Annotated in this window: 16 protein-coding genes; 8 read left to right on the top strand and 8 right to left on the bottom strand. The window is 69.8% G+C overall.

The features are described from left to right. The first annotated feature begins 53 nt into the window (after positions 1–53). Entirely contained in the window at positions 54–521 is a 468-nt protein-coding gene (locus ACEXQC_RS05045) for a hypothetical protein (RefSeq protein WP_374819141.1), read from the top strand. Here ACEXQC_RS05045 and ACEXQC_RS05040 read toward each other — a convergent pair. Genes ACEXQC_RS05040 through efeU form a run of 4 tightly spaced genes read right to left on the bottom strand, consistent with a single transcriptional unit; the run spans position 502 to position 5284 of the window. Beyond that, on the bottom strand, positions 502–1887 hold the full coding sequence (locus ACEXQC_RS05040; RefSeq protein ID WP_374819139.1) for an MFS transporter: 1386 nt from the start codon (positions 1885–1887) through the stop codon (positions 502–504). The two genes, ACEXQC_RS05045 and ACEXQC_RS05040, sit on opposite strands and share 20 nt — an antisense overlap. Next, positions 1884–3188 (bottom strand): iron uptake transporter deferrochelatase/peroxidase subunit, encoded by a 1305-nt coding sequence (gene efeB, locus ACEXQC_RS05035; protein WP_374819137.1) that lies wholly within the window; start codon positions 3186–3188, stop codon positions 1884–1886. The genes ACEXQC_RS05040 and efeB overlap by 4 nt, the downstream gene beginning before the upstream one ends. Before the next feature lie 28 nt (positions 3189–3216). Further along, on the bottom strand, positions 3217–4410 hold the full coding sequence (gene efeO / locus ACEXQC_RS05030; protein ID WP_374819135.1) for an iron uptake system protein EfeO: 1194 nt from the start codon (positions 4408–4410) through the stop codon (positions 3217–3219). A gap of 7 nt (positions 4411–4417) precedes the next feature. Beyond that, positions 4418–5284, bottom strand: coding sequence for an iron uptake transporter permease EfeU (efeU, locus tag ACEXQC_RS05025; RefSeq protein ID WP_374819133.1), 867 nt, complete (start codon positions 5282–5284; stop codon positions 4418–4420). Positions 5285–5384: 100 nt separating this feature from the next. Here efeU and ACEXQC_RS05020 point away from each other — a divergent pair, with 100 nt between their 5' ends. The 4 genes from ACEXQC_RS05020 to ACEXQC_RS05005 are packed head-to-tail and all read left to right on the top strand — an operon-like array spanning position 5385 to position 8636. Beyond that, the gene (locus tag ACEXQC_RS05020; protein WP_374819131.1) at positions 5385–5804 is read left to right on the top strand and encodes a DUF6113 family protein; all 420 of its coding nucleotides are present in this window, start codon (positions 5385–5387) and stop codon (positions 5802–5804) included. Between the two features lie 37 nt (positions 5805–5841). Then, positions 5842–6165, top strand: a complete 324-nt coding sequence (fdxA, locus tag ACEXQC_RS05015; protein WP_374819129.1) for a ferredoxin — start codon at positions 5842–5844, stop codon at positions 6163–6165. A gap of 16 nt (positions 6166–6181) precedes the next feature. After that, positions 6182–7303, top strand: a complete 1122-nt coding sequence (dapC, locus tag ACEXQC_RS05010) for a succinyldiaminopimelate transaminase (protein ID WP_374819127.1) — start codon at positions 6182–6184, stop codon at positions 7301–7303. Positions 7304–7334: 31 nt separating this feature from the next. Next, positions 7335–8636, top strand: coding sequence for a citrate synthase (locus ACEXQC_RS05005; protein WP_374819125.1), 1302 nt, complete (start codon positions 7335–7337; stop codon positions 8634–8636). 168 nt (positions 8637–8804) lie between these two features. Here ACEXQC_RS05005 and ACEXQC_RS05000 read toward each other — a convergent pair whose 3' ends face one another. The 3 genes from ACEXQC_RS05000 to dapD all read right to left on the bottom strand — a co-directional run bounded on the left by ACEXQC_RS05000 (position 8805) and on the right by dapD (position 13057). Further along, positions 8805–10121, bottom strand: coding sequence for a cell wall-binding repeat-containing protein (locus tag ACEXQC_RS05000; RefSeq protein WP_374819123.1), 1317 nt, complete (start codon positions 10119–10121; stop codon positions 8805–8807). A gap of 213 nt (positions 10122–10334) precedes the next feature. After that, positions 10335–11972 (bottom strand): cell wall-binding repeat-containing protein, encoded by a 1638-nt coding sequence (locus ACEXQC_RS04995; RefSeq protein WP_374819121.1) that lies wholly within the window; start codon positions 11970–11972, stop codon positions 10335–10337. A 101-nt stretch (positions 11973–12073) separates the two neighbouring features. Continuing rightward, positions 12074–13057, bottom strand: a complete 984-nt coding sequence (dapD, locus tag ACEXQC_RS04990) for a 2,3,4,5-tetrahydropyridine-2,6-dicarboxylate N-succinyltransferase (protein WP_374819120.1) — start codon at positions 13055–13057, stop codon at positions 12074–12076. A 39-nt stretch (positions 13058–13096) separates the two neighbouring features. Between dapD and dapE the strand changes: the two genes are divergently transcribed. From dapE to ACEXQC_RS04975, 3 genes are all read left to right on the top strand, one after another. Further along, entirely contained in the window at positions 13097–14197 is a 1101-nt protein-coding gene (gene dapE / locus ACEXQC_RS04985) for a succinyl-diaminopimelate desuccinylase (protein WP_374819118.1), read from the top strand. Positions 14198–14306: 109 nt separating this feature from the next. Continuing rightward, positions 14307–15473: a hypothetical protein gene (locus ACEXQC_RS04980; protein WP_374819116.1), complete on the top strand. Its 1167-nt coding sequence runs from the start codon at positions 14307–14309 to the stop codon at positions 15471–15473. Positions 15474–15543: 70 nt separating this feature from the next. Continuing rightward, positions 15544–15717 carry a DUF3117 domain-containing protein gene (locus ACEXQC_RS04975; RefSeq protein WP_194681669.1) on the top strand — a complete coding sequence of 58 codons (174 nt, stop codon included), beginning with the start codon at positions 15544–15546 and terminating at the stop codon, positions 15715–15717. A 55-nt stretch (positions 15718–15772) separates the two neighbouring features. Here the strand turns inward: ACEXQC_RS04975 and ACEXQC_RS04970 are convergent, their stop codons facing one another. Then, entirely contained in the window at positions 15773–16405 is a 633-nt protein-coding gene (locus tag ACEXQC_RS04970) for an O-methyltransferase (protein WP_374819114.1), read from the bottom strand. Positions 16406–16466 lie beyond the last annotated feature (61 nt).

Here is a 16466-nt window from a genome sequence, read left to right as displayed (position 1 = left end):
GTTCCACCTGCTCGCAGTAGCCCGGACGCCCGGGGTTCTGGAATGATCGACGTATGAAGAGCAAGACAGCTTCCGTGATCATCGCCATCGCCCTGGGCGTTCTCGCTGCCCCGGCCCTCACCGGCTGCATCGGCAACCCCGTCGAATCCATCGTGGAGGGTGCCGTCGAGCAGGCGGGAGGGGGTGAGGTCGACCTCAACAGCGACGGCGGGGTGCCCGACGGGTTCCCCAGCGAGATCCCGCTCTACGACGGCGAGGTCGTCGGTGGCCTCGGCGCGGGCTCCCTGGCCGAGGGCGGCGGGTGGACCGTGGTGATCGAGGTCCCCGATCTCGAGGCCTCCTTCACCTCCATCAACGACGAGCTCGTGGCCGCCGGCTTCGAGTCGAGCTTCTCGGGCTTCACCGAAGGCGCAGGCAGCGGCATGTACAGCAACGGCACCTACAGCGTGCTGCTCGCCGTGGCCGACGACGGATCGGGCCAGAAGACCGCGACCTACATCGTCACGGCCGCGTCGCAGTAGCGCGCGGCGCCACGAGGAACGCACCGACCGCGAGGGCGAGTGCGAGGGCGAACACCGCCACGAAGCCGAGCGGCGCGGATCCGTCGGCTCCTGCAGCCCCCGCGCTCGCGGAGACGCCCTGGAACAGGATGCCCGAGATGGCGAGCGCCATGGCGGGCCCCGAGGCGTCGGCGATGTTGAGGGCCGAGCTGTTGAAGCCCTGGTTCGCCGGAGTCGAGTTCGCGAGCGTGAGCACCGAGAGGCGCGGGTAGCAGAGCCCCATCCCGGCCCCGGAGATCGCCCACCCCGCCACGGCGATGCCCACCGGGAGGTGCAGTGCCGCCGTGAGCAGCACCACGGCGATGGCGAGCACCACGAGGGTGCTGCCGATGCGCAGGCTCGTGCCCGGCCGGATGCGATCGGCGAAGCGACCCTGGGTGAGCGACACCGCGCCCCAGGTGATGCCGCTCGCCGAGAGGGCGAGCCCGGCCGCCGCCGCACCCAGACCGTAGCCGTCGGTGAAGAGGTAGGGCAGGTAGACCTCGGCGGCGAAGAACCCGGCGGCCAGGAGCAGCCGGGTCGAGACCACGCTCGAGAGGCCCTTGGCGGCTCGGAGGGCTCCTGTGGGCAGCAGGGTGCGCAGCGCGATGAGCGCCACCACGAGCGCCGCCGCCGCGAGCAGGTAGACGAAGCCGCCCTTGAGCTCGGTGGAGACGCTGAGCGCGAGCACCGAGGCGGAGAGCACGAGAGCCCAGACGATCCGCCACCAGGCGATCGGCGCGCGGTCCGTCGTGGCGTCGGCAGGCGCCGAGCTCGACCGCAGCAGCTTCAGTGCAGGGCGGAGCAGTGCGGCCGCGGGCAGGATGATAGCGACCACACCGAGGAACACCCAGCGCCAGCCGATCGTCTCGCCCACCACGCCGGCCAGGAACGGGCCCACGAGCGACGGCACCACCCAGGCCGCGGCGAACAGCCCGAAGATGCGCGGCTGCAGCCCGGGCGGGAACACTCTCGCCACGATCACGTAGAGCGCCACCGTGGTGGCCCCGCTGCCCAGCCCCTGCACGAGTCTGCCGACCACCACGAGCTCCATCGAGACGGCGGTGCCCGCGATGAGCAGCCCGGTGGCGAAGAGCACGACCGAGAGCACGAGCGGCACACTCGGCCCGGTGCGGTCGCTCCACAGGCCGGCCCCCACCATGCCGAGCACCGAGGCCGCGAGGGGAGCGGCGAACGCCACGGCGTAGAGCTCCGCGCCGTCGAGCTCGGCGCTGATGGTGGGCATCACGGTGGTGACCGCGAGGTTCTCGAAGGCCGCCACGAAGACGAGCACGACCGCACCGATCGTGATCAGCCGGAAGCGCGCGGAGAAGGGTCCTTCGCTCACGCGAAGAGCGTCTCGCCCACGAAGCCACCCTGGGAGGCTCCGGGCGGCACCGCGAAGACACCCGATCCCACGTGACGGAGGTACTCGTTCATGGCGTCGTTCTTGGCGAGGTTCATCTGGATCGGCACGAACTGGGTGCGCGGATCGCGCTGGTAGCACAGGAAGAACAGACCGGCGTTGAGGCGCCCGAGCTCGTCGTTGCCGTCGACGAAGTTGTAGCCGCGGCGCAGCAGCTTGGCGCCCGAGTTCTGATCGGGATGCGCGAGCCGCACGTGCGAATCCGCGGCGATGAGGGGTTCGTCCCCCCGGCCGGTGGCGGCGAAGTCGGGCTCGGTGAACTCGGTGCCGCCGGAGTACGGGGCCCCCTCGCCCTTGGTGCGGCCGACGATGGCCTCCTGCTCGCGCAGGGAGGCGCGATCCCAGGTCTCGATAGTCATGCGGATCTTGCGCGCCACGAGGTACGAGCCGCCGGCCATCCACTCGGCGCCTCCGCTGCCGTCGGCCGCCGAGGCCCAGACCTGGTCGTCCACGACCGCGGTCTCCTCGGCCTTGATGTTGGCCGTGCCGTCTTTGAAGCCGAAGAGGTTGCGCGGGGTCTGCTGCGCGGTCGTGGTCGAGCTCGTGCGGCCGAAGCCCAGCTGCGACCAGCGGAGCGCCGCGCGCCCGAAGGCGATGCGGGAGAGGTTGCGGATGGCGTGCACCGCCACCTGCGGGTCGTCGCTGCACGCCTGGATGCAGAGATCGCCCCCCGTGAGGGCATCCTGGAGCGCATCGGCCGGGAAGTGCGGCAGATCGGCGAGGGCCGCGGGCCGACGGGAGGCGATGCCGAAGCGGTCGGCGCCGTCGGCCGAGGTGAAGAGGGTGGGGCCGAAGCCGAACGTGATGGTGAGACCGGAGGCCGGCAGACCGAGCGCCTCGCCCGTGTCGTCGGGAGGCGCGTCGTACGGGCCGCTGACGGCGCCGTAGACCCCCACGGGGTCGCCCGCCGTCATGAGAGCGGCGGCGGCGCTCCAATCCTGCAGCAGGCCCACGAGCTCGTCGCGCGTGATGTCGGCCACGTCGAAGCTCGCGAAGTGCAGCCTGTCCTGCGCCGGCGTGATGATGCCCGACTGGTGCTCCCCGAAGAACGGGTAGACGGCCGCGTTCTCCTGGGCGGAGGTGGAGGCCGGGAGCACGAAGCGGTCGACGGCCACGCCCCCGGCGATCCCTGCTCCGGCGCCGAGCACGCCGGCTCCGGCGAGGCCGAGCAGCCCCCTGCGGGAGATGCCCGGCTTCGCCTCGGCCGGATCGTGTTCAGACATGGTTCCCAGCGTAGATCTCGAGGGGTGGCTAGCCGACCAGGGTGGCCGTGAGACGGCTGAGAGGCTCGCTGAGGGCGCTCACGCCATCGGCGAGCTGCTTGACCTGGTCGGTCGAGAGCTCGTCGTAGTAGACGAAGCCCTCCTCGAGGCTGCCGTACTCCGAGAGCGTCGCCTCGAGCGAGGCGAAGCGCTCGTCGAGGGTGGCCACGAGCTCGGGATCCTTCGTCTCCACGATGTCGCGCACTCCCTCGTAGGCCACGCGGGCGCCCTCGAGGTTGGCCTGGAAGTCCCACAGGTCGGTGTGCGACCAGATCTCCTCCTCGCCCGTGATCTTGCCGGAGGCCACCTCTTCGAGCAGGCCGATGGCGCCGTTCGAGATCGCGTCGATCGTGACCGTGTAGTCGGGGTCGTTGACGGCGTCGTACAGCAGCTGGGTGTCGGCTACGAGCTTGTCGGCGTAGTAGGTGCGCTCCTCGGCGGTGAGAGGCACGTACTCGGTGCCGCCGTTCTCCTCGGCGGTCGGCGGGAAGAGGTCCTTCTCGATGCGGTGCCAGCCGGTCCACTCGTCTTCGGGGGCCACGTCGGCCTCGCGGAAGTCGATGGCGGGGTCAAGGTCGCCGAACGACTCAGCGACCGGCTCGATCCGCTCGTAGTTGGCGCGCGTGATGGCGTAGAGCTCGGCCGCCGTCTTGCCGTCGGGGGAAGGCGTGTCGGATTCGTAGGCGTCGACGAAGGTCTGCGTGCCCACGACGAGCTGGCCCACCTGGTCCTTGACGTAGGCCACGTAGTTGACGGCCGCCGCATCCACCTGGCTCTGCAGGTCGCCCGCGAGCTGCACCTTGTCGCCCGTGACCGAGAAGCCAGCCTTGCCCACGCCGTCGCCCACCATGCCGGGCTTGCACACGGTGTAGTAGTCGCCGGGCTGGGCCTGCACCACGAGGTCGCGCGAGATGCCGGGGCCCACGTTCTCGACCTCGCCCACGATGCGGAGTCCGTCATCCGCGAGCAGGTAGAACTCGGTCACCTGGTCGCCGGAGTTCGTGACGCTGAAGGTGAGGGTGCCGCTCGTGGCGGTGGTGGAGCTCACCACGCAGTCGTCGCTCGTGGAGTCGACGGTGATGGCGCCGGTGTCGGAGCCCGCCGGGCTGTTCGGCACGCAGCCGGCGAGAGCGAGCAGCGTGATGGCTGCTCCCGCCGAGACGAGAAGGGGTCTGGTGTTCATGGTGCTCCTAGTGGTGTGCAGGGGTGCTGCGGGTGAGAGGTGCGGGGGTGCCGGGTGTCGCGCGGGGCTTCGAGCCTCGACGCACCGCCCGGAGGAAGAGGATCATGGTGGGGATGACGTAGGCGAGCCAGACGGCCAGCTCGAGCCACGTGGTGGCGGGGGAGAAGTTGACGGTGCCCTTGAGGAGCGTGCCGTACCAGCTGTCGGGCGGCACCGCGGCGCTCACGTCGAACGCGAGGCTGCCCAGCCCCGGGAGGATGCCGGCCTCCTGCAGGTCGTGCACCCCGTACGAGAGCACGCCGGCGGCCACCACGATGAGGAAGCCGCCCGACCAGGCGAAGAACTTGGCGAGGTCGATGCGCAGCAGACCCTTGCTGATGAGGTAGCCGAGCACCACCGCGGTGGCGATGCCGAGGGCCGCACCGAGGATGGGGAGGGTCGTCTCACCGGTGGCCTGCACGGCCGCCCAGATGAAGAGCGCGGTCTCGATGCCCTCGCGGCCCACGGCGAGGAAGGCCACGAGCACGAGCCCCCAGCCGGCGCCCACGAGCGCCCTGTCGACCTCGCCTTGCAGCGAGCCCTTGAGGTTCTGGCTCGTGCGCAGCATCCAGAACACCATCCAGGTCACGAAGACGGTGGCGATGATGGAGAGGCCGCCGCCGATGGCCTCCTGCGCCTCGAACGAGAGCCCGTAGGCGCCGAAGGTGAGCACGGCGCCGAGCGTGAGCGCCACGAGCACCGCGAGACCGACCCCGAGCCAGATGCGGCGCAGCACATCTCGGCGCTCGAGCTTCTGCACGTAGGCGATGAAAATGCCCACCACGAGCGCGGCCTCGAGGCCTTCACGCAGACCGATCAGATAGTTGGCGAGCACCCTGGTCCATTCACACGAAGTCAGTAAGGGTTGCCTTACCAATTCTCGAGAGTACGACTCGCACAGGCTTTTGTCCATCGGAGCGCCGTATCCTGAACGGATGCTCGCCGAGACCTCCCCGTATCCGCAGCCCGCCGAGGTCGGTTCGACCCGCAGCACGCGGATCCTCGGGTACATCGTCGCGGTCCTGCTCGGTCTGCTGTTCGGCATCCTCGGCACCGTCGTGCACCAGATCTCGTTCAGCCTGTTCGGGCTCTTCGACGTGCCGATCGGCCTCGTGCTGGCGCTCGCAGCCACGGCCATGCTGCTCGTGGGGCTCCGCCTCGTGGTGCCCTCGCGGCTGGCCGCCGTGTTCGCCTCCGTGGCGCTGGTGGGGATCGTCTCGCTCTTCAGCCTGCCGAGCACGGGAGGCTCCACCCTCATCGCCGCCACACCCGTCGGAATGGTGTGGGTGCTGGGGGTCACGCTCGTGGCCGTCGTGGTGCTCGCGTGGCCGAAGCCGGCCCCGCAGAAGAAGTAGACTTGCCCTCTGGGTTATCGAAGGGAACCGAACCACTGTGACCTATGTCATCGCCCTCCCGTGCGTGGACGTCAAAGACCGCGCGTGCATCGACGAGTGTCCTGTCGACTGCATCTACGAAGGCGAACGTTCGCTCTACATCCACCCCGACGAGTGCGTGGACTGCGGAGCCTGCGAGCCCGTCTGCCCCGTCGAGGCCATCTACTACGAAGACGACCTGCCCGAAGAGTGGGCCGACTACTACAAGGCCAACGTCGAGTTCTTCGACGAGGTCGGCTCTCCCGGTGGAGCGGCCAAGATCGGCGTCATCAAGCACGACCACCCCGTGATCGCCGTCCTGCCCCCGCAGGGCGAGCACTGAGCGACCGGCCTGAACCGTGGCCCTCGGCGCACTGCCCGACTACCCGTGGGATCAGATGGTGCCGTTCGCCGAGACGGCCCGCGCGCATCCTGACGGCATCGTCGACCTGTCGATCGGGTCGCCCGTCGATCCGACCCCGCCACTCGTGCGGGCCGCGCTCGCCGCGGCCACGGATGCGCACGCGTACCCGCTGACGGCAGGGTCTGTGCCGCTCCGGGAGGCCATCGTGGAGTGGTACGCGAGGCGGCGAGGGGTGACCGGGCTCACCGAGGCGAATGTGCTGCCGACCATCGGCTCGAAGGAATTCGTAGCGTGGTTGCCGTTCATGCTCGGGCTCGGTTTTGGCGATGTGGTGGTGCATCCGCGGGCCGCGTATCCGACCTATGCGATGGGTGCTCAGCTCGCCGGTGCCACGTCGTTCGCCTCCGACACGCCCGCCTCGTGGCCCTCGGCGACGCGGTTGGTGTGGCTCAACAGCCCCGGCAACCCGGATGGGCGGGTGCTCTCCGTGGCCGAGCTGCAGGAGGCCGTCGCGCGTGCTCGCTCGCTCGGGGCCGTGATCGTGGGCGACGAGTGCTACGCCGAACTCGGCTGGGACGGCGAATGGGCCACCACGCCCGTGCCCTCGCTGCTCGATCCGCGGGTCACCGGGGGTGACCTCACCGGGGTGCTCGCCGCGTACTCGCTCAGCAAGCAGTCGAACCTCGCCGGCTATCGGGCGGCGTTCGCGGCGGGGGATGCTGCGCTCATCGCGCGGCTCGTCACGGTGCGCAAGCACGCGGGCATGATCCCACCGGCGCCCGTGCAGGCGGCCATGCTGGCCGCTCTCGGCGACTCCTCCCATGTGGAGGCGCAGAAGGAGCTGTACCGCGCTCGGCGCTCGGTGCTGCTGCCGGCGTTGACCGGTGCCGGATATCGCATCGACCACAGTGAGGCGGGGCTCTACCTGTGGGCCACCGAGGGGCGCGACGCGTGGTCGTCCATCGCCTCGCTCGCCGCCCTCGGGATCCTCGCCGGACCAGGGTCTTTCTATGGTTCGGAGTTCCCTTCGCACGTGCGCTTCTCGCTCACGGCGAGCGACGAGCGCATCGCCTCCGCCGCCTCCCGGCTGGCGTCAACGTCTCCCACCGGACATTAGGCTGTCTTACAAGACCACTCGAGGAGGCGTTGTGACAGACGGAACGGTTCAGCCCGAAAGCCCGAAAGCTACTCTCAGCTACCCCGGCGGAACGGCGGAGTTCCCGATCCTGGCCTCGGTCGATGGAGCGTCGTCGATCGACCTCTCGTCGCTCACCAAGCAGACCGGCTTCACCACGCTCGACTACGGATTCGTCAACACGGCGGCCACCAAGTCGGCCATCACCTACATCGATGGCGACCAGGGGATCCTGCGCTACCGCGGGTATCCGATCGAGCAGGTCGCCACCTCGCTGTCGTACCTCGAGACCGCGTGGCTGCTCATCTATGGCGAGCTGCCCACGGCCTCCGAGCTGAGCGACTTCGACGAGCGCATCCGCCGTCACACCCTGCTGCACGAAGACCTCAAGCGCTTCTTCGACGCGTTGCCGCACAACGCGCACCCCATGTCGGTGCTCTCCTCCGGCGTCTCGGCGCTCTCCACGTACTATCAGGACTCGCTCAACCCGCACTCGCCGGAGGACGTCGAGATCTCGACCATCCGGCTGCTCGCGAAGCTGCCCGTCATGGCCGCGTACGCGCACAAGAAGAGCCTCGGGCAGGCGTTCCTGTACCCCGACAACTCGCTGTCGTTCGTCGACAACTTCCTGCGGCTCAACTTCGGCAACCTCGCCGAGCCGTACGAGATCAACCCCGTGCTGTCGAAGGCGCTCGAGCGACTGCTGATCCTGCACGAGGACCACGAGCAGAACGCGTCGACCTCCACGGTGCGGCTCGTCGGCTCGACAGAGGCCAACATGTTCGCGTCGGTCTCGGCCGGCATCAACGCTCTGTTCGGGCCGCTGCACGGCGGGGCGAACGAGGCCGTGCTCACGATGCTCGCGCAGATCCGCGACTCGGGCGAGGGTGTGGCGAAGTTCGTGGAGCGCGTGAAGAACAAGGAGGCGGGCATCCGTCTCATGGGCTTCGGCCACCGCGTCTACAAGAACTACGACCCGCGCGCCAAGCTCGTGAAGGAGAGCGCCGACGAGGTGCTCGCCGCTCTCGGGGTGCAGGATCCGCTGCTCGACATCGCGAAGGAGCTCGAGGAGGTCGCCCTCTCGGACGAGTACTTCATCTCGCGCCGCCTCTACCCGAACGTCGACTTCTACACGGGGGTCATCTACAAGGCGATGGGCTTCCCCACCCGCATGTTCACGGTGCTCTTCGCCATCGGCCGCCTCCCCGGCTGGATCGCGCACTGGCGCGAGATGTCCTCCGACCCCCAGACCAAGATCGGCCGCCCCCAGCAGCTCTACCTAGGCTCCCCGGCCCGAGACCTCCCCCCGCGCTAGCCGCGCCCGGCGGCTGAAGCCGCGCCGCGCTAGCCGCGACCCGCGCCCGAAGCCGCGCCGCGCTTGCCGCGACCCGCACCTGAAGCCGCGACCCGCGGTACCCCGCACGCCGGAACGCCACCCCACCGCCCAGCGGCGAGAGGTGGCGTTCCGTCGTGAAGGGGGGCTCTAGCGGTCGCCCGGGCAGCGGGTCATGTTCTCCACTGCCGGGTCGAGCGTGGCTGTGCCGCCGAGGATGATGATCTCGTCGGGAGCGAGGCGGCCGACCGCGTAGTAGGCCTCGTAGGCGAAGCACTCCTTCGGGCTGATGTAGAGCGGGCTCTCCTGCATCCCGGCAGCTGCGCCTCCGCTGAGAGCATCGGAGAAGACGGTGCCGCTGGCGACGTAGAGGCGATCGGCCGACGTGAACGCCGTGCGGTTGAGTTCGCCGTTCACTTTGAAGCGGTCCTCACCGTCGACGCGGGTGGTCGTGTACTTCGTGGCCAGTGCCGTGACGAGCGCCGGGCTCACCGATGCGGGGCCGCCCACCACGGTGGCCTTCGTGGCTCCCAGGGCGGTGAGGGTGGCCGTCTCAGCGGTCGAGAGGGTGGATGCGCCGCCGTTGACGAGCAGGACGGGCGCGTCGATCTTGGCAGCGACGGGCGACGCCCCCAAGGCGTCGGGGAACGTGGCGCCCGCGGCGATGTAGACGGCATCCGACTTCGCGATTCCGAAGTCGGTGTCGCCGATGAGGTTGCGCGAGACCTCGAAGCGATCCGCTCCCGTGATGCGGGTGACTGTGGGCTTGCCCGTAAGGGCCGCCAGCTGACCCAGCACCGCGTCGGAGACGGAGGCGGGCCCGCCGACGACCACGACGTTCTTGGGTGCCAGGCGGGCGATCTCGTCGAGGACACCGGTGGTGACGGCCGCCGCCGGGGTGAGGAGCAGGGGCGCGTCGTGGTGGGCGGCAACGGACGACCCACTCAGCGCGTCGGCGAACTTCTCACCGCTCGCGATATAGACGGTGCCGGCGGAGTCATAAGTGGCGCGCGACACCTTGGCGCTCTGGTCATACCTGTCGGCGCCGGCGATCCTCGTGACCTTCGGCTTCGGCTTGACCTTCATGGTGCAGTCGGTGCTGACCGTCACGGGCGATCCGTCGACACCGAGAACGGCCGAGATGGTGAATGTCGCGGTCTCGGCTCGGGTAGGCGTGCCGTAGAGGTAGGCGCGAGTCGCATCGGCGTGCAAAGAGAGGCCCGCGGGCAGCGCGCCCGTGATGGTCACGCCGAGGTTGGGTGTCGGCTCCGGAAGGATCGGGTCGCCCGGAATGGGGAAGCCGACGACGGCGGTGGCCTGAGGGCAGGCGGGTGTCGGCGGGGTGGGGGCCTCGGCGGAGGCAGCTGCTGCTGGAAGGAGGGCGGCGCCGAGGGTGAGGGAGGAAACGAGCGCGGTCACCGTGAGGCGGCGGCCGCGGCGGAAGGGGAGGGAAGGGGTGTGAGTCACGGGGTGCTTTCGGATCGGGAGTAGAGGTTGGATCATGGGGCCCGCGCCGGGCCGGGTGTTATGAGTACTTGCTGCTCAGCAACCGACCAGAGCTCAGAGTGGCCCGCCCGGGAACAAGAATCATGGCGACGCGGAACGAGGGAACGCCACCCTCACCGCCGCGGCGGCAGGAGGGTGGCGTTCCGTCGTTGAGTCAGGTCGACCCGGGCTCAGCTACGAGACCGTGCGGAGGAAGGTGACGGTCGGGTCGGCTGTGTAGCCGGAGGCTACGCAGATCGACGTGACCGTGGTGGGTGGGGTCGTGTTCAGGGGCCAGGTCACGTGGACCGTCGCGACCGAGGCGTGGTCGGCTGCCGGGACGCTGTCTTTCGTGTAGACGTCGACACCGGCGATCACCTTGTCGGCCGAGAAGGGTGCGGCGAGGGGGGTCGGATCGATTCCTTCGAAGGTGGAGGCGGGGGTCGCGATGGCGCAGGCCTGGTAGACCTCTCGCGCGGTGTAGCCGTTGACCACGGGACCCGCGACGTCAGCTGAACAGGGGGTCAGCGTGTCGAGGGCGGTGCCGAGAGTGGCCGTGCCTCCCAGGACGAAGACGGTCTCCGGCGCGAGTCGACCGATGGCCTGTCCGGCCTCGGGTGACACGCAGTTCGCCTGGGTGATGTAGAGCGGACTGTCGCCCTGTCCGGCGGCCGCGCCACCGCTCAACGCGTCGGGGAAGACGGTCGCGCTGGCGAGGTAGAGGCTGTCGGCGGAGGTGAAGGAGTCGGCGTTGAGGGCACTGTTGACCTGGTAGCGGTCGATGCCGTCGATGCGCTCGCTGGTGTCGGCGTTCTTGGCGATGCTGGCGAAGAGGGAGGGGCTGATGGACGCGGGGCCTCCGACGACGACGGCGTGCTTCGTGCCGAGGGTCGCGAGAGTGGCCTTCTCCGTGGCGGTGAGCGCGGTCGCCGAGCCGTTGACGAGGAGCACGGGGGCGTCGACGAGGGCCGCGGCAGGGGAAGCGCCGAGGGCGTCGGGGAAGGTGGCTCCGGTGGCGATGTAGAGGTCGTCCGCCTTGGGGATGCCGAAGTCGGGGCTGGCAATGAGGTTGCGGGAGACCTCGAACCTGTCGGCGCCGCCGATGCGGGACACCTTGGGGGCGGACTTCAGCGCAGCGACCTGGTCGGCCACGGCGGGGGCGAGTGTGGCGGGGCCGCCGACGATGACGACGTTGGTGGCCGCGAGTCGTTCGATCTCGGCGAGCACGCCGGGGGTGACGCCGGCCTGCGGGGACAGCAGGAGGGGCGCTTCGTGGTGGGCGGCGACGGAGGAGGCGCTCAGCGCGTCGGTGAACTTCTCGCCGCTGGCGAGGTAGACGGTCTTGGCCGAGGTGTACGTGGCCTTGGAGACCAGTACGCTCTGGTCGTAGCGATCCGTTCCGCCGATGCGGGTGGTGGTGGGTGCTTTCTCGACCGCCATGGTGCAGTCGATGCTCGACGTGGTCGTGACGCCGCCGAGGGTGATCTCGGCGGTGACCGTGTAGGAGACGGTCTCGGTGCGGGTGGGAGAGCCCACGATGTAGGCGTACGCCGGAGTCGCCACGAGGGAGAGTCCCGCGGGCAGCGTTCCGGTGACCTCGACATCGAGCACAGGGGCCGGAGTCGACTTGGGGACCAGGGGAGTCGGCGTCACAGGGAAGCCGACGACCGCGATCGACTGTGCGCACGCGGGCTTCGGCGGCGTGGGGGCCACGGTGTCGGCGGAGGCGGCTGCTGCCGGGAGGAGGGCGGCGCCCAGCGCGAGGGAGGAGACCAGGGCGGTGACCGCGAGGCGACCGCCGCGGCGGGAGGGGAGGGGAGGGGTGTGAGTCACGGGGTGCTTTCGGATCGGGGGTAGAGGTTCGATCCTGGGGCCCGCGCCGGGCCGGGTGTTATGAGTACTTGCTGCTCAGCGCGGGCGGGGCACCCCGCGGGTCAGGTGTGGAGGGTGGGGTTGAGGGTGACTCCGGCGCCGGTGCGGGAGACCGCTTCCACGGCACCCGTGAGGGAGTTGCGGCGGAAGAGGAGGCTCGGCACGCCGGAGAGCGCGACGGCCTTCACCACGCGGTTCTCCGCATCCGCCCCCGAGTCGTCGATGAGCACGACCTTCGTGCCGGCCGTGACGTAGAGACCGGCCTCCACGACCGAGTCGTCCCCGATCGAGATGCCGATGCCCGCGTTGGCTCCGAGCAGCGCGCGCTGGCCGATCGAGACGCGCTGCGTGCCGCCACCCGAGAGCGTGCCCATGATCGACGCGCCACCTCCCACGTCCGACCCATCGCCCACCACGACGCCCTGCGAGACGCGCCCCTCAACCATCGAGGCGCCGAGCGTGCCCGCGTTGAAGTTGACGAAGCCCTCGTGCATCACCGTGGTGCCCGGCGCCAGGTGAGCTCCGAGCCGCACGCGCGACGCGTCGCCGATCCGCACCCCCACGGGCGTCACGTAGTCGAGCAGCCGGGGGAACTTGTCGATCGAGTACGCCTGGATGCCGGCGCGCTGCAGCGACGGCCGCAGCCGGTCGAAGGTCTCGGGATGCACGGGTCCGGCGTTCGTCCAGGCCACGATCGGCAGGTGGCCGAAGATGCCGTCGAGGTTGATGGTGTTGGGGGCCACGAGGAGGTGCGAGAGCAGGTGCAGCCGGAGGTAGGCATCCGGAGTCGAGGCGGGCGGGGCCGCCAGCTCGATGGCGACCGTGGTGACCGACACCGAGACCTCGCGGCGCGCATCCGGGAGCGCGTGCGCCGTGAGCGACGCCGGCACGGAGCGATCGGCCCCCGCAGGCGCCTCTCCTAGCGAGGGGGAGGGGAACCAGGTGTCGAGCACCGTGCCGTCGGCGGCGAGCGTGGCGAGCCCGTGGCCCCAGGCGTGGGTGGGGCTCGGCGAGGGGGCGGGAGCAGCGGTGGCGTCTTCAAGCATGCATCCAGCGTATTGGGCCGGGAACCCTAGACTTGTGCAATGGCCCGATTCGATCCCGCCCACCCCGTCCTCGATCTCACCGAATCGTCGACGGTGCTCACCCAGCAGATCTGCGATGTCGAGTCCGTCTCGGGCGACGAGGGCCTGCTCGCCGACGCGATCGTGGCCTCGCTGGCGGATGCCGGGCACCTCGAGATCATCCGCGACGGAGACACGATCGTGGCCCGCACGAACCTCTGTCGCGCCGAGCGCGTGGTGATCGCCGGCCACATCGACACGGTGCCGCTGAACGCCAACCTGCCCACCCGCTACGAGACCATCGATGGCGAGGAGTACCTCTGGGGCCGCGGCACGGTGGACATGAAGGCCGGGGTTGCCGTGCAGCTCAAGCTCGCCGCCGAGCTCACCGATCCCGTGGTCGACATCACGTGGATGTGGTACGACCACGAGGAGGTCTCCAACGAGCTCAACGGCCTCACCCGCCTGGCAGCCAACCGCCCCGACCTCTTCGCGGGCGACTTCGCCATTCTGGGCGAGCCGTCGAACTCGCAGGTCGAGGGCGGCTGCAACGGCAACCTGCGCGCCGAGATCCGCACCTTCGGGCTGCGCTCGCACTCCGCCCGCAGCTGGGTGGGCGACAACGCCATCCACAAGACGGCCCCCATCCTCGCCACACTGGCCGCCTACGAGCCGCGCCAGGTGGAGGTCGAGGGGCTCGTCTACCGCGAGGGGCTGAACGCCGTGGGCATCAGCGGCGGGATCGCCGGCAACATCATCCCCGACGAGGCGATGGTGCACGTGAACTACCGCTTCGCCCCCAGCCGCTCGGGCGACGAGGCGATCGCGCACATCCACGAGACCTTCCCCGGCTACGACATCCGTATCGTCGACCTCGCCGAGGGCGCCCGCCCCGGCCTCGACGCCCCCCTCGCGCAGCGCTTCCTCGCGGCCGTGGGCGGCGAGGCGAAGCCCAAGTACGGTTGGACGGATGTGGCCCGCTTCTCGGCCATGGGCGTTCCCGCGGTCAACTACGGCCCCGGCGATCCGCTCAAGGCCCACGCCGACGACGAGCGCGTGCGGGTGAGCCAGATCGTCGACTGCGAGGCCGGCCTGCGCGCCTGGCTCACCGGCGCGGTCTGAGCCGGTGGCGGGGAGGTCAGGCAACCCGGCGCGCGCGGCGGCGGATGCCTCCACGGTGACGCGGACGGGGGATGCCTCGACGCAGCAGAGCCGAGGCATCCTGTCGCGCGTGGCACGGGCCCCGTGGTGGGCCACCGTGCTCGCCGTCTTCGTGCTCTCGCGCGCCGTGACGACCACCATCGTGCTGCTCTTCGCCCAGGCGCAGGGCCAGAACCCGTGGACGGGCGCCAACCCGCCCTACCTCGCCTACGCCGCAATCTGGGACGGCAACTGGTACAAGATCATCTCGTTCAGCGGCTACCCGTCGACCCTCCCGGTGACCGCCGACGGCCACATCGGCGAGAGCGCGTGGGCCTTCATGCCCGTGTACCCCTTCGTGGTGCAGGGCATCCGCGTGGTCACGGGCGCCAGCTGGGAGCTCGCGGCCGTGGTGGTCTCGGTGGCCTGCTCGGCCGGCGCCGCCCTGATGTTCTACAAGCTCATGCAGCACGTGCTGAAGGACAGGAGCGCCGCGCTCTTCTCCGTGGTGCTCTTCACCGTGGCACCGCTCTCACCGCTGCTGCAGTTCGCCTACGCCGAGTCGATGCAGCTGCTGCTGCTCGTGACCGCCCTGTACCTGGTGGTCACGAGGCGCTACGCGTGGGTGTTCCCCATCGTGGCCGTCATGGCGCTCACCCGCCCCACAGGACTCGCGTTCGCACTCTTCCTGGCGCTGCACGTGGTGCACCGCTTCGTGACCCGCGACCGCGATCCGTTCCCCGTGGCGGAGCGCGTGACCACGAGTGTGCTCGCGGTGTTCAGCGGGGTCATGGGGCTCGCCTGGCTCCTGATCGCCTGGGCGGTCACAGGATCGCTGACCGCATACACCGACACCGAGCTGGCCTGGCGCGCCCCCTACATCGGGTACGTCGAGCTCGTGCCGTTCACCCCCTGGTTCCAGAGCGGCAACTGGTGGCTCGGGGAGCCGCTCGGCGCGATCGTGGTCGTCGGCCTCATCGTGGGGTTCGCCGCGTTCCTCTTCATCAGGCCGGTCAAGCGCCTCGGAGTCGATCTGCGGCTCTGGCTCGCGAGCTACGCGCTCTACCTGCTCGCGGTGTTCTTCCCGCAGTCGAGCGTGTTCCGGCTGCTGATGCCGATGTTTCCCGCGCTCGGAGCACTCGCCCTACCGAAGTCCATCGTCTACCGCGTGGCCATCGTGCTCGTGTGCGTGGCCGGCCAGGTGGGGTGGATGGCGATCGGCTGGGGTGTCGACGGAGCCGACTGGACGCCCCCGTGACGTGGCGGTGGTTCCATCCCTCCGCCGCGATCGGGGATAATAGGAGTGACTACCACGAAAGGGGAGCCGAATGGCCGCCATGAAACCGAGGACCGGCGACGGACCGATGGAGGCAGTGAAAGAAGGACGCCTCATCATCGTGCGTGTACCGCTGGAAGGCGGAGGACGCCTGGTCGTCTCCGTCAACGACGCGGAGGCGAAGGAGCTTCACGATGCTCTCGCCGGTGTGGTGAAACCCGCCTGAGCGAGCTGCTCGTGACGACCCCGGTGCTTCGGCACCGGGGTCGTTCGTGTTGCGGCTACTCCGCGATCTTCGTGACCTGCAGCAGGCCGTCGCCCGCGGGGGAGAGCGCCACGAGCACGGCCTCGGAGGCCGAGAAGGCGGCCGCGAGGGTGCGGAAGTCGCCCACGATCTCGCCGCGCTGCGCCGGGTCGGCGACCTTGTCCTTCCACAGCGCGTGCGGCACGAGCACGGTGCCGCCGCGGCGAACCATGCGCAGGGCGTGCTCGACGTACTCGATCACGGAGGCGGGATCGGCGTCGACGAGCACGAGGTCGTAGGAGCTGTCGTTGAGTCGAGGCAGCACGTCGGCGGCCTTGCCGGTGATGAGACGGATGCGGTTGGCCGGCACCTTCGCCTCGATGAGAGCGGCGCGCGCGACCTGCTGGTGCTCCACCTCCGTGTCGATCGAGGTGATGGTGGCCTCGGGGGCGCCCGTGAGCATCCAGAGAGCCGACACGCCGAGGCCGGTGCCGATCTCGACGATCGAGCGCGCATCCGTCGCCGCCGCGATGACGGCGAGCTGACTGCCGATCGCGGGGGCCACCGACTCCACACCCAGCTCGATGGCGTGGGCGCGTGCGGCGGTGATGACGGGCGACTCGACGACGATGTCGTCGGCGTACTTCCAGCTGGATTCTTTGCGTGACAAGGGGGCCTCCTCGCCCAGCTTAGGCACCGGGTGGGGCCGCACTGCGGAGGCTCGCGGGCTC

Source organism: Herbiconiux liukaitaii (assembly GCF_041927495.1).
Classification (GTDB): Bacteria; Actinomycetota; Actinomycetes; order Actinomycetales; family Microbacteriaceae; genus Herbiconiux; species Herbiconiux liukaitaii.
The sequence above is the reverse complement of the archived record's forward strand: the minus strand, read 5'-3'. Positions and strand labels throughout refer to the sequence as shown.

What these genes read in the sequence shown, in the direction of transcription:
- ACEXQC_RS05045 (WP_374819141.1), top strand. Translation starts at nt 54, where the DNA reads ATGAAGAGCAAGACAGCTTCCGTGATCATCGCCATCGCCCTGGGCGTT.
- efeB (WP_374819137.1), bottom strand. Translation starts at nt 3,188, where the DNA reads ATGTCTGAACACGATCCGGCCGAGGCGAAGCCGGGCATCTCCCGCAGG.
- efeO (WP_374819135.1), bottom strand. Translation starts at nt 4,410, where the DNA reads ATGAACACCAGACCCCTTCTCGTCTCGGCGGGAGCAGCCATCACGCTG.
- ACEXQC_RS05020 (WP_374819131.1), top strand. Translation starts at nt 5,385, where the DNA reads ATGCTCGCCGAGACCTCCCCGTATCCGCAGCCCGCCGAGGTCGGTTCG.
- dapD (WP_374819120.1), bottom strand. Translation starts at nt 13,057, where the DNA reads ATGCTTGAAGACGCCACCGCTGCTCCCGCCCCCTCGCCGAGCCCCACC.
- dapE (WP_374819118.1), top strand. Translation starts at nt 13,097, where the DNA reads ATGGCCCGATTCGATCCCGCCCACCCCGTCCTCGATCTCACCGAATCG.
- ACEXQC_RS04975 (WP_194681669.1), top strand. Translation starts at nt 15,544, where the DNA reads ATGGCCGCCATGAAACCGAGGACCGGCGACGGACCGATGGAGGCAGTG.